18 protein-coding genes and 1 pseudogene are annotated in these 22,479 nt (G+C 45.8%); 10 read left to right on the forward strand and 9 right to left on the reverse strand.

The genetic code is table 11. The features are described from left to right. Positions 1-149: 149 nt before the first annotated feature. From OCV19_RS01180 to argE, 4 genes and pseudogenes are all read right to left on the reverse strand, one after another. A complete protein-coding gene (locus tag OCV19_RS01180) occupies positions 150-689 on the reverse strand; it encodes a PadR family transcriptional regulator (protein ID WP_017061141.1) in 540 nt (179 codons plus the stop codon). A gap of 373 nt (positions 690-1,062) precedes the next feature. Beyond that, positions 1,063-3,699: a phosphoenolpyruvate carboxylase gene (ppc, locus tag OCV19_RS01185; RefSeq protein ID WP_170926842.1), complete on the reverse strand. Its 2,637-nt coding sequence runs from the start codon at positions 3,697-3,699 to the stop codon at positions 1,063-1,065. A 238-nt stretch (positions 3,700-3,937) separates the two neighbouring features. Continuing rightward, positions 3,938-5,323: pseudogene (locus OCV19_RS01190) on the reverse strand (IS4 family transposase). A gap of 133 nt (positions 5,324-5,456) precedes the next feature. Next, positions 5,457-6,593: an acetylornithine deacetylase gene (argE, locus tag OCV19_RS01195; protein WP_004729680.1), complete on the reverse strand. Its 1,137-nt coding sequence runs from the start codon at positions 6,591-6,593 to the stop codon at positions 5,457-5,459. 153 nt (positions 6,594-6,746) lie between these two features. On the opposite strand from argE, the gene argC reads away from it, so the two are divergent. The 4 genes from argC (at position 6,747) to argH (ending at position 12,099) form a co-directional block, all read left to right on the forward strand. Further along, on the forward strand, positions 6,747-7,751 hold the full coding sequence (gene argC / locus OCV19_RS01200; RefSeq protein WP_017063685.1) for an N-acetyl-gamma-glutamyl-phosphate reductase: 1,005 nt from the start codon (positions 6,747-6,749) through the stop codon (positions 7,749-7,751). Between the two features lie 12 nt (positions 7,752-7,763). Beyond that, positions 7,764-8,552, forward strand: a complete 789-nt coding sequence (gene argB / locus OCV19_RS01205) for an acetylglutamate kinase (RefSeq protein ID WP_065676556.1) — start codon at positions 7,764-7,766, stop codon at positions 8,550-8,552. A 113-nt stretch (positions 8,553-8,665) separates the two neighbouring features. Next, positions 8,666-9,877: an argininosuccinate synthase gene (locus OCV19_RS01210; protein ID WP_065676555.1), complete on the forward strand. Its 1,212-nt coding sequence runs from the start codon at positions 8,666-8,668 to the stop codon at positions 9,875-9,877. Between the two features lie 347 nt (positions 9,878-10,224). After that, on the forward strand, positions 10,225-12,099 hold the full coding sequence (argH, locus tag OCV19_RS01215) for an argininosuccinate lyase (RefSeq protein WP_017061136.1): 1,875 nt from the start codon (positions 10,225-10,227) through the stop codon (positions 12,097-12,099). 255 nt (positions 12,100-12,354) lie between these two features. Here argH and OCV19_RS01220 read toward each other — a convergent pair whose 3' ends face one another. Continuing rightward, complete coding sequence (locus OCV19_RS01220; protein ID WP_065676554.1) at positions 12,355-12,603, reverse strand: DUF3624 domain-containing protein; 249 nt, start codon at positions 12,601-12,603, stop codon at positions 12,355-12,357. Positions 12,604-12,690: 87 nt separating this feature from the next. On the opposite strand from OCV19_RS01220, the gene OCV19_RS01225 reads away from it, so the two are divergent. Continuing rightward, entirely contained in the window at positions 12,691-13,038 is a 348-nt protein-coding gene (locus OCV19_RS01225; RefSeq protein ID WP_065676553.1) for a RidA family protein, read from the forward strand. Between the two features lie 264 nt (positions 13,039-13,302). Here the strand turns inward: OCV19_RS01225 and OCV19_RS01230 are convergent, their stop codons facing one another. From OCV19_RS01230 to OCV19_RS01240, 3 genes are all read right to left on the reverse strand, one after another. Next, entirely contained in the window at positions 13,303-14,769 is a 1,467-nt protein-coding gene (locus OCV19_RS01230) for a dihydrolipoyl dehydrogenase (RefSeq protein ID WP_065676552.1), read from the reverse strand. Between the two features lie 289 nt (positions 14,770-15,058). Continuing rightward, positions 15,059-15,787, reverse strand: a complete 729-nt coding sequence (locus OCV19_RS01235; RefSeq protein ID WP_017061133.1) for a glutathione peroxidase — start codon at positions 15,785-15,787, stop codon at positions 15,059-15,061. Positions 15,788-15,831: 44 nt separating this feature from the next. Continuing rightward, positions 15,832-16,011 carry a hypothetical protein gene (locus tag OCV19_RS01240; protein ID WP_048659170.1) on the reverse strand — a complete coding sequence of 60 codons (180 nt, stop codon included), beginning with the start codon at positions 16,009-16,011 and terminating at the stop codon, positions 15,832-15,834. On the opposite strand from OCV19_RS01240, the gene oxyR reads away from it, so the two are divergent. Then, the gene (gene oxyR, locus OCV19_RS01245; RefSeq protein WP_017061132.1) at positions 16,010-16,903 is read left to right on the forward strand and encodes a DNA-binding transcriptional regulator OxyR; all 894 of its coding nucleotides are present in this window, start codon (positions 16,010-16,012) and stop codon (positions 16,901-16,903) included. The genes OCV19_RS01240 and oxyR overlap by 2 nt on opposite strands. Positions 16,904-17,013: 110 nt before the next feature. On the opposite strand, the gene OCV19_RS01250 is transcribed toward oxyR, so the two are convergent. Next, positions 17,014-19,575, reverse strand: a complete 2,562-nt coding sequence (locus OCV19_RS01250) for a penicillin-binding protein 1A (RefSeq protein ID WP_065676551.1) — start codon at positions 19,573-19,575, stop codon at positions 17,014-17,016. Positions 19,576-19,726: 151 nt separating this feature from the next. Here OCV19_RS01250 and pilM point away from each other — a divergent pair, with 151 nt between their 5' ends. The 4 genes from pilM to OCV19_RS01270 are packed head-to-tail and all read left to right on the forward strand — an operon-like array spanning position 19,727 to position 22,462. Further along, positions 19,727-20,752, forward strand: coding sequence for a type IV pilus assembly protein PilM (gene pilM / locus OCV19_RS01255; RefSeq protein WP_065676550.1), 1,026 nt, complete (start codon positions 19,727-19,729; stop codon positions 20,750-20,752). Then, on the forward strand, positions 20,736-21,335 hold the full coding sequence (locus OCV19_RS01260) for a PilN domain-containing protein (RefSeq protein ID WP_065676549.1): 600 nt from the start codon (positions 20,736-20,738) through the stop codon (positions 21,333-21,335). Before pilM ends, OCV19_RS01260 begins: the two co-directional genes overlap by 17 nt. Beyond that, on the forward strand, positions 21,328-21,957 hold the full coding sequence (locus OCV19_RS01265) for a type IV pilus inner membrane component PilO (RefSeq protein WP_065676548.1): 630 nt from the start codon (positions 21,328-21,330) through the stop codon (positions 21,955-21,957). Before OCV19_RS01260 ends, OCV19_RS01265 begins: the two co-directional genes overlap by 8 nt. Then, on the forward strand, positions 21,944-22,462 hold the full coding sequence (locus tag OCV19_RS01270; RefSeq protein ID WP_065676547.1) for a pilus assembly protein PilP: 519 nt from the start codon (positions 21,944-21,946) through the stop codon (positions 22,460-22,462). Before OCV19_RS01265 ends, OCV19_RS01270 begins: the two co-directional genes overlap by 14 nt. Positions 22,463-22,479 lie beyond the last annotated feature (17 nt).

Here is a 22,479-nt window from a genome sequence, read left to right on the forward strand (position 1 = left end):
AGAAGTAAAGCCTAAGCACTTGTAAAAAGCCTCTGGCAGTAACATTTCAAATCCTATAGATACAAAAAAGGCTTGGACTCATAGAGTTCAAGCCTTTTGCTTTTCTAGCTTCTAGCTTCTAGCTTCTAGCTTCTAGCTTCTAGCTTAACTTAAGCTAGAGCGCCAAGTTCAAGCAGTACTTCTTCAGCCCATACAATCCATGCTTCACGGATAAGTAGGTTACGACGAAGTGTTAGACGCTCAAGGCGTGCTTGCTTGTCTAGTGTTGATGGCGTTGCGTAGTAAGCTGCTTCGATTTCACGGTAGTGAGAAACCAGTTTGCGAGATTCTTCTACTAGCTCAGCAAGTTGTACACGGTAAGCGTCAGAAGGTTGTACAGCACAAGCCATTAGCTTAGCTGAGAATTCGTCACGAACGGTTGGGTGTGCAGTTGGTTGTTCAAACCATTCACCTAGCGCGCCACGGCCAGCATCAGTGATAGAGTAAACTTTACGATCAGGTTTGCCTTCTTGAGGCTCAAGCACGCAAGTTACCTGGTCGTTCTGAGCCATTTTATTTAGCTCGCGGTAAACTTGTTGATGGCTAGCTTTCCAGAAGTAACCAATGCTTGCGGAGAATTCTTTTGTGATATCGTAACCAGTAGCATCGCGTGTACTTAAAACGGTTAGAATTACGTGTGGTAATGACATGTCTGAAATCCAAATGGTAAACAGTAAACAAATACTTAAACAACAAGTGTGCTTCTAATGGCACGTTATATTGGTTATGTCTAAGTAGCACCAACTCATCGGTTGGTTATGTCACCTTACAAAGCCGTTTATCACCTAGGTTGACCAGTTTATTGGTCAAGTTGCTGCAGATTATTTTTTTGGAGTGCTTCCGCAGCGGAGCAGTAGTATATCTAAATAATAAGCATAAAGTAGAATACATGGACAAAATAACCCAAAAAACTGACAAAATACTCGTTAATAGTTATTTTGAAAAATTAAAAGGTCGCACATGGCGACCTTTTGTTCTTTTTTTAGTTATAAATGCTGATCAAGTTATAGTAGGAATCACTAATTAACCAGTGTTTCGCATACCTGCTGCAATGCCTGCAATCGTCACCATTAGCGCTTCTTCTAGCTCTGCTGGTGGTGTTTCACACTTACGAGTACGGTAAAGCAGCTCTGCTTGAAGCATGTTTAGTGGCTCAACGTAGATGTTACGTAGGCGAATTGACTCAAGCCCCCAAGGGTCGCTCTGCATCAAGTTCTCGTTATTTTCTACATTCAGTACCGCTTTGATGTCTTTTTGCAGCTGTTCACGCAGTAACTCACCTAACGGCAGTAGTTCTTTATCAACAAGACGCTGGTCGTAGTACTTCGCAATTTCCATGTTGCACTTCGAGTACACCATTTCCAACATACCCAGACGAGTTGAGAAGAATGGCCATTCACGACACATCTCTTCAAGTAGCGCTTGATGGCCTTGGTCAACTGAGTATTGAATCGCTTCACCAGCGCCTAACCAAGCAGGAAGTACCAAACGGTTTTGGCTCCAAGAGAAGATCCATGGAATTGCACGTAGGCTTTCTACTCCGCCATTCGGGTTACGTTTCGCAGGGCGAGAACCAAGAGGCAGTTTGCCGAGCTCTAGTTCAGGTGTAGCTTGACGGAAGTAAGGTACGAATTTCTCTTCGCCACGAACTACGTTACGGTAAGCCTCACAAGAGACTTGAGACAGCACTTCCATTAGGTCGCGCCACTCTTGTTTAGGCTCTGGTGGTGGCAGAAGGTTTGCTTCTAGAATCGCACTCGCGTATAGGTTGAAGCTATTTACGGCAACATCTGGCAAGCCAAGCTTAAAGCGGATCATTTCGCCTTGCTCAGTTACACGTAAGCCGCCTTTCAAGCTCTTAGGTGGCTGAGAAAGTAGGGCTGCATGCGCTGGCGCCCCACCACGACCAACCGTACCGCCACGACCGTGGAATAGAGTCAGTTCAATGCCTTCTTCGTCGCAAACCTTAACCAGTTTGTCCATCGCATCGTATTGAGCCCAGCCTGCAGACATTACGCCCGCATCTTTCGCTGAGTCAGAGTATCCGATCATCACCATTTGGTGGTTCTGGATAAATCCACGGTACAAGTCGATGCTCATTAGCTGCTTCATTACCGCTTCTGAGTTGTTCAAATCGTCTAGCGTTTCGAACAGTGGACATACGTCCATGCGGTATGGGCAACCACATTCTTGCAGAAGCAAGTGAACAGCCAGTACATCCGATGCAGTACGAGCCATAGAAATCACATAAGCGCCGAAGGCTTCACGAGGTTGAGCTGCAATTACCTTACAGGTGTCTAAAACCTCTTTGACCTGTTCAGATGGCTCCCAGTCGCGCGGTAGCAGTGGGCGTTTTGAGCTTAATTCATTGGTTAAGAAAGCAATCTTGTCTTGCTCGCTCCACTGGTCGTAATCGCCAATGCCTAGGTAGCGAGTCAGTTCAGATAGGACATCTGAGTGACGTGTACTTTCTTGACGAACATCGAGACGAACTAAATGCACACCGAATGCTTTTAGGCGACGTAGGGTATCAAGCAGAGAACCATCTGCGATTACGCCCATGCCACATTCGTGCAGCGATTGGTAACACGCGTAAAGTGGTGTCCAAAGTTGGTCGATGTTCTGCAGTGTTTCTTTCTTCGGTACTTCAGCATCATGCAGTTTTGCGTCAAGCACTTCTAGCGTGTTGTTCAGCAGAGTGCGTAGGCTCTTAAGGATTGCACGGTAAGCTTCGTGCTCATCACCTGCTAGTTCACGAACCGCATCATTACACTTAGTCATCGACAGCTCGGTAATCAGCTCATTAACGTCGCCTAGGTAAAGGTCTGCAGCTTTCCAGCGAGATAGGCGCAGCACTTCTTTAGTGATGGTGTGCGTTACGAATGGGTTACCATCGCGGTCACCGCCCATCCAAGATGAGAAGTGTACTGGGCGTGCATCGATCGGCAGGCCTTCACCAAGGTAGCCTTTTAGTCGGCCATCCATGTCGCGTAGAAAATCTGGTACTGCTTCCCATAGAGAGTTTTCTACAACCGCAAAGCCCCACTTAGCTTCATCAAGTGGCGTTGGGCGTTGTTGACGAATCACATCTGAGTGCCAACCTTGAGCGATAAGTTGCTCTAGGCGACGTTCGGTTTTCACGCGCTCTTTGTGTGATAGGTCGCTTAATTCTAATTTAGACAGACACTCGTTGATCTTAACCAGCTTGTTGATCATGGTGCGACGAGTGATTTCTGTTGGGTGTGCAGTCAAAACGAGTTCAATGTTCAGGTCGCGAACAGCTTGAGCCGCATCTAGCTTGCTGATGTCGTTTTGGTTTAATTTGGAAAATAGAGATTGCAGCACGTCTGGTTCGCAAACATGCTCCTCACAGTGGCGAGAGATGGTGTGGTACTGCTCTGCCATGTTGGTGAGGTTGAGAAATTGGTTAAATGCACGAGCAACAGGAGTGAGTTGTTCGTTCGGCAGGTTTTTGATTTCTTCAACTAGGCTGTCACGGTCAGCTTTGTTGCCTGCGCGGGCGGATTTGGAAAGTTTACGGATAGTCTCCACTTTCTCTAAGATAACGTCACCATGTGCATCTTGGATTGTGTTACCTAGCAAGCGTCCCAGCATGCTTACGTTACTCTTGAGAGCGGCGTATTTCTCGTTCATTGTCATCCTGCCTCGTAAAAAAATTACATCCATTGTTCCTTGTTAAGTACACAATCTAGCGAAAAGTGCTGTATCTAGTCAAATAAAGCATTCTAAGTTTGCAATTATTAGTTTTCGAAATTCGGGAGAAGTAAATTTCCCAATAGTTCGGAATTAAAGTGAAATTTAATTACAAGATCAGGCTGTGTCAGGGATAACAGAATAAAAGCCACCTTTTCGGGCTGTCTCTTGATCACAAGTCTGGTTAATCAAGAGACTTAGCGAGTTCATACCCTTCAAGGATGGTTTGTAACCTAAACCATCCTTGCCATAACGTCTTGATAGAAGCACGACCCGTTCGCTTGGTATTCTTCCAACCACCTAACCGTGCAATACCATTGTAAGCCCATGATATATTCGGTGCTTCCTTTGGTAGCTTTTCGCCCTCCAACTTTAGCCACATTAGCTTCCATGCTTTGCCTTTTAATATCTGCTCACAACTGGTCTTAGATAGCTCATCTGATTTATTCATAAACCTCAACTGGAGTAACCGAATCGCGATAAAAGCTAAAATCACGCTAAGCCTTTCTAAATTATCTTTACTCTGCATTCTCAGTTGCTCAACTTGAGTGCCTTCACTTTTCCAGACCTTATGGAAGTCTTCAATTAGCCAACGTTGCTCATAATAACTGACGATTTTAAGTGCCTCTTCCTTACTCGTTACTGGCTCTGAAGTGAGTAAGTGCCAAGCGAGCTTATCGCAACTCTCTCCTTGCTCGATGCACCCCACGTAGAGAGGGATGTTATCGAACTCTTTTTATTAGCGGGAGTCTTCAGTGTTACGGGGCATATTTTATGTCTAGATGAGCTGTTCGGGCTTTACGCCCCTTTGCGGTATTTCGAGTACTTTCTCTCCGGCTGATAACAGGGTAGAGGCATAGCTATAAAGGCGGTTATCGTGCTCTTCAATACAGCGGCTTTGCATTGAGCGAACGAGAAATCTTTGTTGTTGCTCTTGCTTGTAAGTGAGGTATTCAAATAAGTCTGCTTCTCTATCGCACACAGAAATAACATCTGAGATTTTCTCGCCAAGTCGCTCTGCGACATGGCGAGATGCTTGTTCCCATTTATAACTTTCTTTTTCTTTGTACGGTCGAGTCGCGTGCTGGCGTCTTTGACCACGCTTTTCAATATCTCGGGTCCAGCGTTGTTGTTCAATTAAGCCAACAACCATTTGAGTTTTGGGAGCAAAAAGCAAGGTTGAGTGAACGAACATCGCTCGCTGTCGATTACCTTGATTAGAGTGCCCGAGCTCATCTCGTATACTGCGATGGGAGTAACTTAGAGAGGTGGTATCTTCTAACGCAAGAAGTGTTTGTTGCTCTAAAGCCTCTTGTGCTGTGACATGAAAGCCCGCCTCTGCGATATCTTCTGCTTTGATTTGCTCATTACGGATAAAGCGATAAGCCCCTTCCATATCAGCAGGGGAGATGATGAGTTTAGAAACAGGAGCGCCAGGTTGCTCGGCCAATGAGGCTGCAAGAGCAACGAGTCTTTGAGTACGTCTGGGGTCATTGAGGCGGGCTTGACCAAATTGCTTTTGTGCCCAAAGGGTTGGCTCTATATAAGTCATGATAATCATCCTTGTCATTGTTTAGATGATCAGATCATGAAACATAAAATTAGTTCAAAAAAAATCCCTAAACCGTGGCTTAGGGATTTGTGTATAAGAGACAGCCTTTTCGGGTGGCTTTTATACGAAAATATTGGAAGAAAAGTAATAACTAGAAACAATATTTACGGATCGACTTACTCAGAACATCAATCGTTGGATCGATAAAATCGAAGCTTAGGAACTCATCTGGTTGGTGAGCTTGGTCGATTGAGCCCGGACCCAGAACTAAGGTTGGGCAAAGTTCTTGAAGGAAAGGTGCCTCAGTACAGTAGTTCACGGTTTGTGATTCAATCTCACAAACGGATTCCATGCCACCGATAAATGGATGGTCGTGTTGGCACTCGTAACCCGGAATAGGTTCGTGCAGTGGAGTAATCTCAATTCTCCCCGGCCATTTTGCTTCTACTTCTTTGAGTGCGCTGCGCAGCATGTTATCCAAGCCATCTAGGCTGATACCTGGCAAAGGACGCACATCATAGTGCAGCTCACAGCAACCACAGATACGGTTGGCACTGTCGCCACCGTGAATATGGCCAAGGTTTAGCGTTGGGCTTGGAATTGCGAAACCCGGGTGATGATACTCTTTGACTAGCTTGTCACGCAGTTGCATTAAAGCGAACAACACTTCATGCATGATCTCGATGGCGTTGACACCTAATGCAGGATCAGAAGAGTGACCTGATTTACCCGTTACTCGCACAGCATTAGCGACATGACCTTTATGACCACGAATCGGCACTAGGCTAGTTGGTTCACCAATAATGCAGTAATCCGGTTTAAACGGCGCATTTTCAGTGAAATGACGCGCACCCAGCATGGTGGTCTCTTCGTCACAGGTTGCCAATACATATAGCGGCTTGGTCTGTTTGCTCCAATCCATCTTCTTTGCTGCTTCATAAACGAAAGCGAAAAAGCCTTTCATATCGGCCGTGCCTAACCCATAGAAGCGATTGTTGTGCTCTGTTAATGCGTGAGGGTCGAAGTTCCAACGTCCTTCATCGAATGGCACTGTGTCGCTGTGTCCTGCGAGTAGCAAGCCACCTTCGCCCGATCCCATCTTAGCGACCATATTATGCTTGCCGGGTTCGACTTCCACGACTTCAACGCTAAAGCCTACGTCTTTAAACCATTGAGCCATTTTTTCGATCACTTTCTCGTTGCCATGATCCCAGCTTGGATCGGTCGAGCTAATAGAGTCTGTGGAAATTAGGCCTTTGTAGACCTCAAGAAAACTCGGTAATTGCATAATAACTTCACTTCTACTATTGACAGGAAAACCATAAGTCGGTAAAACACATATTAAATCATATTTAATGCATAAGAAATCAAATAAAGCTAAAAATTAAGTATGAATAGTCAAATTTGAAATGTAACTTACCTCAGAAATGGATGTGTTGAGATGTTGAAAACCACGATCATTGGCGCAAGCGGCTACACAGGAGCAGAACTGGCTCTAATGATAAACAGACACCCTGAGCTCACGCTATCAGGTTTATATGTCTCAGCCAATAGTGTAGACGCAGGTAAACCTATTGCGGCACTGCACGGTAAGTTAGCTGGTTTGATTGATATGCCAGTACAACCTTTAACAAATCCGGAAGAAGTAGCTAAACAGTCTGATGTGATTTTCTTAGCCACTGCACACGAAGTCAGTCACGACCTAGCGCCAATCTTTCTAGAGAACGATTGCCAAGTTTTCGACCTATCGGGTGCATTCAGAGTTAAAGGCGAAAACTTCTATCAAGAGTTTTATGGTTTTGAACATCAACACGAACAATGGCTAGACAAAGCGGCTTACGGTTTAGCGGAATGGAACGAACAAGAAATTAAAGAAGCTCAGCTTGTCGCTGTCGCGGGTTGTTACCCAACGGCATCACAACTGGCGATTAAACCTTTGGTTGAAGCCAAGTTACTGGATGAAAACCAATGGCCAGTGATTAACGCGACTAGTGGTGTGACTGGTGCGGGCCGCAAGGCGACGATGGTTAACAGCTTCTGCGAAGTGAGCCTGCAAGCTTATGGCGTATTCAATCACCGTCATCAACCTGAAATGGCTGCACATTTAGGATGTGATGTGATTTTCACTCCGCACCTCGGCAACTTTAAGCGCGGTATTTTGGCGACCATCACCATGAAATTGGCTGAAGGCGTGACAGAACAACAGATACAAGATGCCTTTGAGCAAGCTTACCAAGGCAAACCTGCAGTGAGACTACTCGAAGAGACACTGCCAAGAATTCAAGATGTAGAACAGACACCTTTCTGCGACTTAGGTTGGAAGGTTCAAGGTCAACACATCATCGTTGTTTCAGCGATTGATAACTTATTAAAGGGTGCATCTAGCCAAGCGATGCAGTGTTTAAATTTACGTTATGGTTTTGCGCCATTAACTGCGTTAGTGTAAGGAAATCTAGATATGAGCCTTAATAATCAACCATTAATCATAAAGTTAGGTGGCGCAGCGCTATCTTGTGGTGAAACACTTAGCAAGTTATTTGGTGCTATCTCTGCTTACCAACAACAGGCACAACGACCAATCGTGATTGTTCACGGCGGCGGTTACCTTGTTGATGATTTGATGAATAAGTTGAACCTCGAAACCGTTAAGAAAGAAGGGCTACGTGTTACTCCTTATGACCAGATCCCTGTGATCGCTGGTGCACTAGCAGGCACGGCCAACAAACTACTTCAAGGTCAGGCGATTAAAGACGGTATCAATGCCGTTGGTTTGAGCCTTGCAGACGGTGGTTTATGCAAAGTGAGTGAACTGAACCCTGAACTGGGCGCGGTAGGAAAAGCGGAGCCGGGCGACTCAACCGTTCTGCAAGCGATTCTTAATGCGGGCGCACTGCCAATCATCAGCTCAATTGGTCTAACTAAACAAGGCCAACTGATGAACGTCAATGCCGACCAAGCTGCGGTTGCCGTTGCAGGCGCGCTTGATGCTGAACTGGTACTGCTTTCTGATGTAAGTGGTGTGTTGGATGGCAAAGGCCACCTCATTCCAAGCCTTAATCAACAACAAGCTGATGACCTTATTACAGGCAAAGTGATTACCGACGGCATGATCGTTAAGGTTCAAGCCGCACTAGAAGCCGCTAACGACCTTGGTCGACCAATCGAAGTTGCCACTTGGCGATACCCAGAAAAGCTAACACAACTGTTTTCAGGTAAAAGCATAGGAACACAGTTTTTACCTCAGTAGGTCTCACAACGAGTCACTACTTAAAGAATTTAGACAAATTAAATAAACATATAATTATGAAGTCATTTCCAACGCTGACCGCCATGTGCAGTATGGAAACTAGGAGAAAGAAAATGAGCAAAGTTAACGTAAAGAAAGTTGTAGTAGCCTACTCTGGCGGTCTAGACACATCAGTAATCATTCCATGGTTGAAAGAGAACTATGACTGTGAAGTGGTTGCGTTTGTTGCGGATGTTGGTCAAGGCGACGAAGAGTTGATTGGTATCGAAGAGAAAGCAAAAGCTTCTGGTGCATCTGAGTGTTACATCGCAGACCTTAAAGAAGAGATGGTTGCTGACTACATCTACCCAACGTTGAAAACGGGCGCTTACTACGAAGGTAAATACCTACTAGGTACTTCAATGGCTCGTCCAATCATTGCGAAAGCACAGGTTGAAATCGCACGTAAAGTAGGTGCAGACGCACTGTGTCACGGTTGTACTGGCAAGGGTAACGACCAAGTTCGTTTTGAAGGCGCATTTGCTGCACTAGCACCAGATCTACATGTAATTGCACCATGGCGTGAGTGGGATCTAGTGAGTCGTGAAGAGTGTCTAGATTACCTAGCAGAGCGTAACATCCCTTGTACGGCTTCTCTGACTAAGATTTACTCGCGTGATGCAAACGCATGGCACATCTCAACAGAAGGCGGCGTTCTAGAAAACACATGGAATGCACCTAACGAAGATTGCTGGGCTTGGACTGTAGACCCTGAGCAAGCGCCAAACGAATCTGAAACAGTGACGCTTAAAGTTGAAAAAGGCGAAGTGGTTGCGGTTGATGGCGAAACAATGACGCCATACAACGCACTGGTTTACCTAAACGAGAAGGGTGCTAAGCACGGTGTTGGTCGTATCGATATCGTAGAAAACCGTCTTGTTGGCATGAAGTCTCGTGGTTGTTACGAAACTCCGGGTGGCACAATCATGATGGAAGCACTGCGTGCAGTAGAGCAACTGGTTCTTGATAAAGCGGCATTCGAATTCCGTGAAGAGCTAGGTGTTAAGGCTTCTCACCTTGTATATGATGGTCGTTGGTTCACTCCGCTATGTAAGTCAATTCTTGCTGCGACAGAAGAGTTAGCACAAGACGTGAATGGTGAAGTGGTTATCAAACTTTACAAAGGCCATGCAACGGTGACTCAGAAGCGTTCTGACAACAGCCTGTACTCAGAAGAGTTTGCAACCTTTGGTGAAGATGAAGTTTACGACCAAAGCCACGCTGAAGGCTTCATTCGCCTTTACTCGCTATCAAGCCGTATCCGTGCTTTGAATAGCCAAAAGTAATCCTAACAATGAGTTAGCGAGCTAGCCTTTAGCGAAAGGTTGAAGGTCAGTAAACAGACATTATTATGCAAAGCCCATTCACTATTGATTAGTGAGTGGGCTTTTTACTTTCTATTTGCCTAATAAATCAGCTTCGGTTTTTCCTATCGGATGGCATATAATTCGCGCTCCACGCTAAAAATAATCAATAGATTGAACTACTGGTGAATAAATATGTGAAAATAATGAATTAATACTTTATTTTCATTTTGAATTGCCGTAAGTTTAAACCATCAGAAAAATACTGAATCTTAATCAGAATTATCATTTGCAAAAACAGTGAGCACTGTGCAATTAGGAGATACACAATGGCATTATGGGGCGGTAGATTTACCCAAGCAGCAGACACCCGGTTCAAAGATTTTAACGATTCTCTTCGTTTTGATTACCGATTGGCTGAGCAAGACATTGTGGGCTCAATTGCCTGGTCTAAAGCTCTACTGTCGGTCAACGTATTAACAGAAGAAGAGCAACAGAAGCTTGAGTTAGCACTGAATGAGCTAAAACTTGAGGTGATGGAAGATCCTGAACAGATTCTACGTTCTGATGCAGAAGATATTCACAGCTGGGTTGAGCAGCAACTTATCGGCAAAGTCGGTGACTTGGGCAAAAAACTTCACACTGGCCGTTCTCGTAACGACCAAGTGGCGACCGACCTGAAACTATGGTGTCGTCAGCAAGGTAACCAGCTGCTATTGGCATTGGATCGCCTACAAAGCCAAATGGTGAACGTTGCTTCTCAGCATCAAGAAACCGTGCTTCCTGGCTACACTCACTTACAACGTGCTCAGCCGGTAACTTTTGCTCACTGGTGCTTGGCTTACGTTGAAATGCTTGAGCGTGACTATTCACGTTTGAATGATGCGATTAAGCGTCTAGATACATGTCCGCTGGGTTCTGGTGCCCTTGCTGGAACCGCTTACCCGATGGACCGTGAAGAGTTAGCTCACAACTTAGGTTTCCGTCGTGCAACGCGCAACTCTCTAGATTCAGTTTCTGACCGTGACCATGTGATGGAGCTAATGTCGATTGCTTCTATCTCTATGCTTCACCTTTCGCGTCTTGCAGAAGATATGATTTTCTACAACTCAGGTGAATCAAACTTCATCGAGTTAGCGGATACCGTGACGTCAGGTTCATCTCTGATGCCACAAAAGAAAAACCCAGATGCGCTAGAGCTTATCCGTGGCAAAACTGGCCGTGTTTACGGTTCATTAGCGGCAATGATGATGACAGTAAAAGCTCTGCCTTTGGCGTACAACAAAGACATGCAAGAAGATAAAGAAGGTCTATTCGACGCTTTAGATACTTGGAATGATTGTATGGAAATGGCAGCTCTTTGTTTTGACGGCATTAAAGTGAACGGCGAACGTACACTTGAAGCAGCGAAACAAGGCTACGCGAACTCAACAGAGCTGGCTGATTACCTAGTAGCGAAAGGGATTCCTTTCCGTGAAGCTCACCATATTGTTGGTGTAACGGTAGTAGCGGCGATTGCCAAAGGCTGCGCATTAGAAGAATTAACCATCGCAGAGATGAAAGAGTTCTCTGAGGTGATTGAAGAGGATGTGTATGACATCCTGACCATTGAATCGTGTCTTGAAAAACGTAGCGCGCTAGGCGGTGTATCTCCACAGCAAGTGGCTTACGCGGTTGACCAAGCTGAGAAACGTTTATCACAGCGTGATACGTCCATCGTCAAGGTTCGTCCTGCTCGTCTGACCGATATTGAAGCGTTGGAAGGTATGGTCGCTTACTGGGCGAACATGGGTGAAAACCTACCTCGTTCTCGTAATGAACTGGTGCGTGATATTGGCTCGTTTGCGGTCGCAGAGCATCATGGTGAGGTGACAGGTTGTGCATCACTCTATGTGTATGACTCTGGCTTAGCGGAGATTCGCTCGCTCGGTGTTGAGGCTGGCTGGCAAGGTCAAGGGCAGGGTACCGCGATTGTGCAGCACTTGGTTGAGAAAGCGCGACAAATGGCCATCAAGAAGGTGTTTGTGCTGACGCGTACACCAGAGTTCTTCATGAAGCATGATTTCTTACCAACATCGAAATCTCTACTGCCTGAGAAGGTACTGAAAGATTGTGACCAGTGTCCTCGTCAACATGCATGTGATGAAGTTGCGTTGGAAGTGAACTTGGTAGAGCAGATTATTGCAAAGGTTAATGTTGCATAAGGCATTGATTTTATAGCCCCTAAAAAAAAGATCGAAAATATGATCTTTTTTGGGAACAAACTAAGAAAAGCCCGGTCTATTAAAGTACCACTGCTTTTTCTTAGAATTTTCTAAGAAAGCCCTAGAATCGATTGGTTCTGGGGCTTTTTTCTATCTGCTGTTTGGGAAATGATGATGGCTCGATAATTATGATGAATTATCGGATTGTTTAGCCCTGTCTCTAATCACTACTCTTTATCCAATAAAGACTTCCAGCTAACGTTTTTTGCCCTTTAACGGAAGCACCATAAACTTCATTATCCAATGCAACGATAGCAAGCCACTGAACGCGAAAGCGGCCATCATCAAAGCGATGGCATTGATGGTTTTTGGGTCTTCTCTGAAAAATAGCCACCATACCCCCCAACTTAAAATCGACAACACCATCAGCTGATTCATACAGCGCTGACAGCGACCGAGTTTGTTACGGATTTTTTCACTTTTATTGCAATGAATGCATGTCATCTTGGGTTTGATTCGCGTTATGCTTGTTGACCTGATAATAACACGTCACAAGATATTGGATCACGGTGACACAGAGAGAGAAAGTCGATGATTGAGCGCCAAGAAACCAAACAACGCATGAGCCGTATTGTTAAACACAACGGTATTATCTACCTATGTGGCCAAGTGTGTGCTGATGCAACCCAAGACATCACTGAACAAACACAGACCATGCTAGATAAAGTAGAAGCGCTACTTGAGCAAGCTGGCAGCGACAAAGAGCACATGCTGTCAGCAACGATTTACTTGAAAGACATGAAAGACTTCCAAGAAATGAACGCAGTTTGGGATGCATGGGTTCCTGAAGGCCACGCTCCAGCTCGCGCATGTGTAACCGGCGACATGGCTCGCGAAGCGCTACTTGTTGAAATCTCTGTAATTGCTGCTGAGAAGTAATAGCTAAGTCTTTAGCGACCGGTAATTGCTTCAAGAGATTCCAGATACCTCGTCCCTCGGTTCTGGAATGACGAGTTAAAGCTTGGATTAGTTCTTATTGGGCTTGGAATTTGCTCAGTATTAAAAGCAGCGTCATTCCCGGTAGCGACGAAGGAGCGTGGTCGGGAATCTGTTGTTTGCTCGAAGCCAAAACAAAAAGGAAAGCCAATGGCTTTCCTTTTTTAGTATCTAGCAGTTTGCTAACTGCTTAACGGTAGCCTGAGATTAACAACCTGGACCACAATCCAGACAGTGTTTCACCATCTCTGGACCTAGGTGCAGTTTCGCATTCAGGTCACGTAGTGCAGTTCGTACACCTTCTTCAATTACCGGGTGGTAGAAAGGCATGTCTAGCATTTCAGAAACCGTCATCTTTTTCTGGTGTGCCCATGCTAATAAGTGAGCTAAGTGTTCTGCGTTTGGTCCCATCATCTCAGCACCAAGGAAGCGGCCTGTACCTTGCTCACCGTAAACGTGCAGAATACCTTTGTTGCGCAGCATCACTCGAGAACGACCTTGGTTCTCGAAAGACACTTCACCCGTTGCGAAACAGCCACATGTGCCTAAGCGTGTGGTGATCTCTTTGTAGGTTTCACCAACCATCGCGATTTGCGGGTCAGAGAATACTGCCGAGATTTTAGAGCGGCGTAAGCCTGCACGAATCTCTGGGAAGCGACCAGCGTTGTCACCTGCAATGCGGGCTTGGTCTGCTGCTTCATGTAGCAGAGGTAGTTGGTTGCTTGCATCACCTGCAATGAATACTGATGGCAATGATGTTTGTAGCGTGTAGTGGTCAGCGATTGGAACACCACGCTCATCAAGTTCTAGAGAGGTATTCTCTAGGCCAAGTTTGTCGGTGTTGGGACGACGCCCCGTTGCTGCCAGTACGTACTCAACGACGTTAGTTTCTAGTTCACCTTGCTTATTGATGAACTGGATTTCGACGCGAGCCTCACCCGATTCAGTGGTAATACGCTTCATGCTTTCGATTTTCACGTCGGCATCTAGGTAGAACTCTTCATTGAAGGCTTTATCTGCGTAAGCCATGATCTCTGGGTCGGTTACTGGGCCAACTTGACCACCTAAACCGAACAGTTTGGTCTTCACACCTAAGCGATGCAGTGACTGACCAAGCTCAAGACCAATAACACCAGGGCCAAATACTGCAACCGATTCTGGTAAATCATCCCAGCTGAACACGTCATCGTTAATGATCAGACGATCACCAAGCTCATTCCAAACGGCAGGGTATGCAGGGCGAGAGCCAGTTGCGATAACAATACGTTTAGCGGTGACAACCGTGTGGTCATCAATTTGTAGCGTGTTGTCGTCTAAGAATTTTGCGTAGCCAGAGATCTTGTCTTGCTCTGGGATTTCATCAACACCCTCTAAAACAAAACCAACAAAACGGTCACGCTCAAACTTCACTCGGTCCATCACTTCACGGCCGTTAATCACGATATCGCCTTGTGGGTGAACGCCAAAAGCCGGAGCTTTCTCGATTTGGTGTACGCTTTCTGCAGCTGCAATAAGCAGTTTAGATGGCATACAACCAACACGAGCACAGGTTGTGCCGTAAGGGCCGCCTTCAATCATCACGACACTGTCAGTGTGTGCTTTTGCAGCGCGGTAAGAACCTAAACCTGCCGTACCGCCCCCGATAACTGCTACATCTACATTGACTTGTTTCATAATAATTTTCTCGCAATGGCTGAATTTAGTTTGAACGACCCCCTCCAACTCTGGTGATTGTTTGAGAGTCAGGATAACGGGGCAGTTTTGTGATTCTGTTTTATTAGGTTTAGCTTGTGGTTCTGCTTTTTGTTACTAGCTGCTTCTTGTTACTAACTATAGGTTAGTAAAAGGCAGGCGAGTCACCAGCTATATTTTTTCCAAAACTCAGATAAGAGCGTTTGGAATGGCTAACCCACAAGAGGGTGGGTTAGCGGATACTTCTAAGCCTATATCGGCGATGAAGCGATTAGCCTAGGAAAGTTTCTAGTTCTTCACTACCACCGATGTGTTTACCACCGATGAATACTTGAGGAACGGTAGTGCGACCAGAGATTGCACGTAGGCTGACTGTTGTTGCGTCTTTGCCTAGTACCACTTCTTCGTAGTTCAGACCTTTGTCGATTAGGTTCTGTTTTGCTTTCATACAGAAAGGACAGCCTGGCTTAGTGAATACTGTGATTGACTCTTGCTCTTTGTGCTCAGGAGCAAGGTAGTTAAGCATAGTATCAGCATCAGAAACCTTGAACGGGTCGCCTGGTACGTCTTCTTCGATGAACATTTTTTCTACCACGCCGTTTTTAACCAGCATGCTGTAGCGCCATGAACGTTTGCCGAAGCCGATGTCGTTTTTCTCAACTAGCATGCCCATGCCGTCTGTAAAATCACCGTTACCATCTGGGATGAATGTGATGTTTTCCGCTTCTTGGTCTGCTTTCCAAGCGTTCATTACGAATGTGTCGTTTACTGAAACACACAGAATGTCATCAACACCGTTTTCTTTGAATACAGAGTGTAGCTCGTTGTAACGAGGAAGGTGGCTTGAAGAACATGTTGGCGTAAACGCACCTGGTAGGCTGAATACGATAACTGTCTTATCTTTGAATAGCTCTTCAGTCGTTACGTTAACCCATGCATCACCTTGGCGAGTTGGGAATGTTACTTGAGGGATTGATTGACCTTCTTTAGATGCAAACATATTGATTTCCTTAAATAGTATTTTTAATTTTGTTCTATCAGAGCTTAACGTTTTTCTTCGCTCTGTTTCGTTTCGTTGAGCCCATTATTAGATAAATCCTTTGATAGCTCTAATCGTTTGATGTTATGGTTTTGATAGGTAAATTCTATCAAGAGCATTTTTCTTTTAAATGTTTCTGTTAGAACCCTTGTTCTTATTAAAACCTGAGGTAAGAGACTGATCATGAACATTCGTGACTTTGAATACTTGGTGGCGCTCGCAGAGCATAAACACTTCCGAAAAGCGGCAGAAGCGTGCTTTGTCAGTCAGCCGACACTAAGCGGTCAAATACGCAAACTCGAAGATGAAATTGGACTTCAGTTAACCGAGCGTAGTCCAAGGAAGGTAATATTTACAGAATCAGGGTTACAACTTGTTGAACAAGCCAAGCGTATTCTCAATGAAGTGAAAACTTTTAAAGATATGGCGAGTGGACACGGTGAAGCGATGACGGGGCCAATGCACATTGGTTTTATTCCAACCGTTGGTCCTTACATCTTGCCTAAGATTGTTCCTCATCTAAAAGAGAGCTTCCCAGATCTTGAGCTTTACCTGCATGAAGCTCAGACTCATCAATTAGTGAGCCAACTTGAAGATGGTAAGCTTGATTGCTTAGTACTGGCTGCGGTTGATGAAACGGCGGTGTTCAAAGAGATCGATGTGTATGACGAGCCGTTAAGTGTTGCCGTTCCATGTGACCACGAGTGGGCTCAGCAAGACACTGTCGATATGCTGCAGCTAAATGGACAAACCGTACTTGCGCTAGGTGACGGTCACTGTTTGAGAGACCAAGCCTTGGGCTTCTGTTTTGCTGCGGGCGCCAAAGATGATGAGCGCTTTAAGGCAACCAGCTTAGAAACGCTGCGTAACATGGTCGCGGCGGGGGCGGGGATTACCTTGCTTCCTCAGCTATCGGTGCCGAAAGAGAAGCAGAAAGACGGTGTGTGTTACGTACCTGCGGTGAATCCAACACCTTCACGTCGCATTGTTGTTGCCTACCGTCCGGGCTCTCCATTGAAGGGACGTTTCGAGCAATTGGCTGAGACGATTCGAACTCAACTGGAGAAGACGGCTTAGCGCTTGAATTTAGAGCCTAGTCTGGTCAGATATAGATATAAAAAAGGGTTGATATGAATTCATATCAACCCTTTTTGTTGGTTCATGTTACTAGGTTCTATAAATCCTAGTTAGAACAGCTCTTCTACAGCTTCACCTGATGAGCTTGAGTAGATGTCATCATTGAAACGTTCAGTGATGTACTCGGTTGGCTCTGTGCCTTTCTCGAAGTACTCGAACATTGATGAGCTATCGAACTTGTTGGTCAGTAAGCCAGTTTCACGGTCGATACGAACACGAACGATGTTCTCAGGAATCTCTTTACGCTCAGCAGGAACACCCGCTAACGCCGTACCCATGAAATCAACCCATGCAGGTTCTGCTGTTTTCGCGCCAGCTTCTGCACCCGTAATTTGGTTCTTACCAAGATTTGAGTTCGCTTTGGTTCTGCCTAGGTTGCGGTTGTGGTTATCAAAACCAACCCATACCGTTGCAACCATGCCAGGGCCGTAACCGCTGTACCAAGTATCTTTCGAATCGTTGGTGGTACCCGTTTTTCCGCCAATGTCACGACGCTTCAACGGCTGTGCACGCCAACCTGTACCGTTCCAACCAGTACCTGCGCTCCAATCACCGCCACCCCAGATGTTGCTGTACATCATTTCACGAACAAGGAATGCGTTCTGTTCAGAGATGACTTGAGGTGCGTATTGTACTTTGGCATCCACATCTTGCTCTGCAAACTCATCAGCCATTGGATCTGAGGTCATTTGCTGTTGGCAATCGTCTTTACAAACCACTTTTGGTGTCGCTTCAAATTCAGTCTCACCAAATGGTGTCTCAATGCGGCTGATGTAGAAAGGTTCAACGTAGTAGCCGCCATTAGCGAATACTGAGTAACCTTGAGCTACTTTCATTGGCGTTAAGCTACCCGCACCCAGAGCAATGGTTTCAGAGCGCGGAACTTCATCAATATCAAAGCCAAATCGAGTTAGGTAGTTACGAGTATCATCTAGACCTACTTCGCGCAGTACACGTACCGCCATTACGTTTTTAGACTGAGCTAAGCCAATACGTAAACGAGTTGGACCCACGTAAGTCGGTGGCGAGTTCTTTGGTCGCCATGCGGTACCTTGGCTCTTATCCCATTGGTTAATCGGTGCATCGTTGATCAGTGAGGCTAGCGTTAAGCCTTTCTCAATCGCTGCTGAGTAGATAAATGGTTTGATACCAGAACCTACCTGACGAATAGATTGCGTTGCACGGTTGAACTTGTTGTGAACAAAGTTAAAGCCACCGACCATCGACAATACCGCGCCGTTGTTCGGGTTCATTGCAACAAATGCAGTGTTCGCATTCGGTACTTGGCTTAGTCGCCAAACAACAGGTGTTTCCGATTCTGCTATCGCTGACTCTTCTGTCGGCTCTTCAGAGACTTCATCACCGGTAACGGCTTCATGGCGAACCCAGATTTGTTCACCAACCGCCAGAATTTCTTTCGCTTGAGAAGGTGCTGGTCCTTGGCGGTTATCCGTTAGGAATTTACGCGCCCAGTTCATGCCTTGCCATTCGATAGTGCCTTCACCTTGGTTCTTAACCCAAATTTGCACACTTTTCGAATCAACCGCGGTAACAACTGCAGGGACTAGGTCACCATAGGTTGGTTGAGACTTAAGGTGTTTAACGATTTGTTCTTGATCCCACGCTGATTGCGCAGTCTGCCACAATACTTTTTCAGCACCACGGTAGCCGTGACGCTCATCGTAGCCAAGTAGGTTCTTAATTGCGGCTTGGTTCGCTGCTTTTTGCAGTTTCGAATCAACGGTCGTGTAGACCTTCATGCCTGATGTATAAGCTTCTTCACCATAGCGTTCCACCATCCAAGCACGTGCAACTTCAGCAACATATGGCGCGCTCAGTTCGATCTCTGCACCGTGGTATTTCGAGATAAGCTCTTCGCTACGAGCGTCATCGAACTCTGCTTGAGTGATGTATTTCTCGTCTAACATACGACGCAATACAACGTTACGACGGTTAGTCGCGCGCTCAACAGAGTAAATAGGGTTCATTGTCGAAGGTGCTTTTGGCATACCCGCAAGGGTCGCAATTTCACTCAGCGTTAGATCAGGAAGATCTTTACCGAAGTAAACACGTGCTGCCGCGCCAAAACCATACGAACGGTGACCAAGGAAGATCTTGTTGACGTATAGCTCCATGATCTCTTCTTTGCTAAGCAGTTGCTCAATGTGGATCGCAATGAAGATCTCTTTAATCTTACGCATAATTTTTTTCTCATTGGATAAGAAGAAGTTACGCGCAAGTTGCTGTGTAATGGTACTCGCACCTTGTTTTGCCGAACCAGACATCGCCACCACGATAGCTGCACGTGTGATACCGATTGGGTCAATACCAGGGTGTTCGTAGAAACGGCTATCCTCGGTAGCAATCAAAGCCTCAACTAAGTGGCGTGGGATCTCGTCATAATTCACCGGAATACGACGCTTCTCACCAAATTGAGAGATCAATTTACCGTCTTGACTGAAGACTTGCATCGGCGTTTGGAGTTCTACGTCGCGCAAAGTGGCAACATCAGGCAACTCTGGTTTTACGTAAAAATAAAACCCGAAAATTGTACTGACTCCAAGAATCATGCAAATCAATGTAAATATGAATAATCGCTTTATGAACTTCACCGGATAATCCCTGATTAGTTAAGGCTGATAAGCAGCAAACCCTTGTACTCTAGGCTAAAAACTTAGCTTTCGTTTATTAACGCTTATTTAACTAATAATCACAACCCCTAGATAATCAACGAAATGCTTGGCACTTCAGGAGCTAGGTCACATGGGTTCATCATTAATTACAGGTATAGATATAAATCATCACAGCATCAAAGCCGTGGTACTAAAACCCGTGGGGGAGTTGTATGCCCTAGTGGGATACAAAGAGCTGCCGATTTCGGACGACATTTTTACAGCTAACCATACTTTGGAGTATCAGAAAACTGTTAAGAAACTTAAAGAACTTAGGAAAGGACTGCCTTTTGGCTGTCGCAACGTCGCCATTTCGGTACCTGATAACACAGTGATAAGCAAAGTACTGCAAATAGAGAGTGAGTTAGAAGACAGAGAAAAAGAGTTTTCTATCTATCAAACCTTCGCCCATCAATCTCCCTTTCCTATCGAGGAGCTGAGTTTAGATTTTGTAAAGCTGGAAGACAAACGATTTGGTAAAGGTTCGACAAGCAGTTATCAGGTATACGCCACTCGTAAAGAAGTGGTGGATAGCCGAGCGGATGCATTAACCAAGGCTGGCTTCAAACCTGTGGTGGTGGATACACAGGCGCATGGGCTGCTGAATATCTGGCAATTGGCCTCGCGCCTGTATCCCGATAAGAAAAACTGGTTGCTGGTGGATGTTGGAGTCGACCAAACTTCGCTAGGGATTATCCCGCAGAATTCGGCGCCTTTCTATAAAGACATCGCCTATGGCACTCAAGATCTTCGCAGCTCAGATGACCCGAGTGATATCGAGAGCGTGTTCGGTACTATGGAAGAGACACATCAATTTATCGTTAACCTGATTGAGAAGCTCAAGCGTCAATTACAGCTCTATTCATCGGGAAATGCGCAGCAACCTATTTCTGGGATTTGGTTGATGGGCGAGGGCGCCAGTATTCCTATGGTTACCGAAGAGCTAGAACGTCATTTTCAGCTGAGCTGTGAGTCATTGAATCCTTTGTCTCTGTTTGAGAATAAGGTCGCCAAGAGACGCCGACTGCCGATGGACTGGCAACACTTTGGTATCGCGGCGGGTATGGCGATGAGTGGGCTCAAGTGGCAGGGAGAGAAGCATGTTGCATCAAATTAACCTGCTGCCGTGGCGTGATGAGATTCGTGCTCAGCACAAGAAGCGTTTTATCCATCTGGTCATTCTTGGCGTCATCATTGCGCTTATAGGGCAATGGGCGGTTGGTCACTATTTTTACGACCAACAAGCCAAGCAGCAAGCTCGCCTCAATTACCTCAATCAGTACATTGCTGAGCTCGACCGACAAATTCAATCGTTAAAAGTCGCAGAGCAAGAACACAAAGCCATTCTGACTCGACTTGATGTGGTTGAGTCGCTGCAGCTTGGCCGCAATAAGACCACCGACTTTATGAACTTGATGCCGGAGCTGATTCCAGAGGGTGTGTATGTCGACAAGATAAAGATGAATGGTCAAGAGATTGAAATGTCGGGCATCAGCGACAGTACTGCTCGTCTCGCCACCATGTTGGACAACCTCGAACGTTCAGATTCTCTGAAAGGGGTCGAGATGCACTCTATCGTTCATAACCGCAAGCGCTTCAATAAAGAGTTTCAGACCTTCAAGGTCTCTTTTGTGTTCAGTCCCACCTCTTTAGAAAGCACCACTGCGAACCGTAAAGGGAAGGAGGCGCATCATGGCTAACCTTCAAAATAGGATTGGTAGGCAAAACAGGATGAGCTTGCAAGATCTCGATGTTGATGAGATCACCGAATGGCCATTGTTGCCTCAGCTTCTCGTGATTCTGGTGTTGATGGTGTTAATCCAAGGTGTTGGTACTTGGCTGTATCTGCTGCCGCTCGACGAGGAACTGCAACAAATGAAGCATCAGGAGCAGACCTTAAAAACGACCTTGAGGATAAAGGCGAATAAGGTTGCAGCCTTGCCTAAGTTGCAGAGCCAGTTGGATGAGCTAACTAGTCGTTACGATTATCTATTAGAGCAGCTGCCCGTTCAAAAGGAGTTAGCGAGCATGCTGGCCTCCGTGAATGAGCTCGGCTTGGATAACTCACTGACCTTCACACGAATCGATTGGGGGCAAAAGCAGAATAAGGAGTTTCTCTATCGATTGCCTCTCAATATAGAGCTGACAGGTGACTATCACGAGATTGGGGACTTCTCTGCTGCTATCGCCAAGCTGCCGCGCATCATCAGCTTTGATGATGTGAATTGGCAGCGAGTCAGCCAAGAAAGTAGCACGCTGCATTTTAGGGTTCGAGCTTATACCTACCAGTTTAAATCGGAGGTCAATGATGAAACCCAATAGCGCGTTTTTCTCAATCGTATTGATGCTTGCGTTGTCAGGCTGCAAAGCTAATCAAGACTCACTGCAAGACTTTGTCGCACAGGTTGAAGCCAAGGCGAGAAAAGACGTCGAGCAACTTGTCCCAGCAACTGAATTCACGGCGGCGATTTATCAGCGCCGATCTTTGCGTCCTCCCTTTGAACTGCCTAAAGAAGCCATTGTGCAAAACCAACCCTTGGTCAAGAAAGACTGTTGGCAACCCAGCGCCCGTTCTCGTAATGGCAAGTTAGAGAAGTATCCGCTGAGTAAGCTTCGTTTAAGAGGCGTGATGGGCAGTGGCTCAAGCGTGTTTGGCTTAGTGCAAACACCCAAAGGCAACGTGGTAAACGTCAAGAAAGGCCAGTTTATCGGCTTAAACAATGGCCGAGTTACTAAGGTGACGAGCCAATACGTTCAGATTAATGAAACTCTTCCAGATGGCTTAGGTTGTTGGCATAAGCGCAACGTTAGGCTGGCTCTGAAGTAAAGCAATGTCACATGATG

The organism is Vibrio celticus, from assembly GCF_024347335.1.
Classification (GTDB): Bacteria; Pseudomonadota; Gammaproteobacteria; order Enterobacterales; family Vibrionaceae; genus Vibrio; species Vibrio celticus.

Excerpts from the sequence above, each read along its gene's own strand:
- OCV19_RS01235 (WP_017061133.1), bottom strand. The coding sequence starts at position 15,787 with ATGTTTGCATCTAAAGAAGGTCAATCAATCCCTCAAGTAACATTCCCA.
- OCV19_RS01210 (WP_065676555.1), top strand. The coding sequence starts at position 8,666 with ATGAGCAAAGTTAACGTAAAGAAAGTTGTAGTAGCCTACTCTGGCGGT.
- oxyR (WP_017061132.1), top strand. The coding sequence starts at position 16,010 with ATGAACATTCGTGACTTTGAATACTTGGTGGCGCTCGCAGAGCATAAA.
- pilM (WP_065676550.1), top strand. The coding sequence starts at position 19,727 with ATGGGTTCATCATTAATTACAGGTATAGATATAAATCATCACAGCATC.
- ppc (WP_170926842.1), bottom strand. The coding sequence starts at position 3,699 with ATGACAATGAACGAGAAATACGCCGCTCTCAAGAGTAACGTAAGCATG.
- argH (WP_017061136.1), top strand. The coding sequence starts at position 10,225 with ATGGCATTATGGGGCGGTAGATTTACCCAAGCAGCAGACACCCGGTTC.
- OCV19_RS01180 (WP_017061141.1), bottom strand. The coding sequence starts at position 689 with ATGTCATTACCACACGTAATTCTAACCGTTTTAAGTACACGCGATGCT.
- OCV19_RS01260 (WP_065676549.1), top strand. The coding sequence starts at position 20,736 with ATGTTGCATCAAATTAACCTGCTGCCGTGGCGTGATGAGATTCGTGCT.
- OCV19_RS01220 (WP_065676554.1), bottom strand. The coding sequence starts at position 12,603 with ATGACATGCATTCATTGCAATAAAAGTGAAAAAATCCGTAACAAACTC.
- argB (WP_065676556.1), top strand. The coding sequence starts at position 7,764 with ATGAGCCTTAATAATCAACCATTAATCATAAAGTTAGGTGGCGCAGCG.
- OCV19_RS01270 (WP_065676547.1), top strand. The coding sequence starts at position 21,944 with ATGAAACCCAATAGCGCGTTTTTCTCAATCGTATTGATGCTTGCGTTG.
- OCV19_RS01225 (WP_065676553.1), top strand. The coding sequence starts at position 12,691 with ATGATTGAGCGCCAAGAAACCAAACAACGCATGAGCCGTATTGTTAAA.
- OCV19_RS01240 (WP_048659170.1), bottom strand. The coding sequence starts at position 16,011 with ATGATCAGTCTCTTACCTCAGGTTTTAATAAGAACAAGGGTTCTAACA.
- argC (WP_017063685.1), top strand. The coding sequence starts at position 6,747 with ATGTTGAAAACCACGATCATTGGCGCAAGCGGCTACACAGGAGCAGAA.
- argE (WP_004729680.1), bottom strand. The coding sequence starts at position 6,593 with ATGCAATTACCGAGTTTTCTTGAGGTCTACAAAGGCCTAATTTCCACA.
- OCV19_RS01230 (WP_065676552.1), bottom strand. The coding sequence starts at position 14,769 with ATGAAACAAGTCAATGTAGATGTAGCAGTTATCGGGGGCGGTACGGCA.
- OCV19_RS01265 (WP_065676548.1), top strand. The coding sequence starts at position 21,328 with ATGGCTAACCTTCAAAATAGGATTGGTAGGCAAAACAGGATGAGCTTG.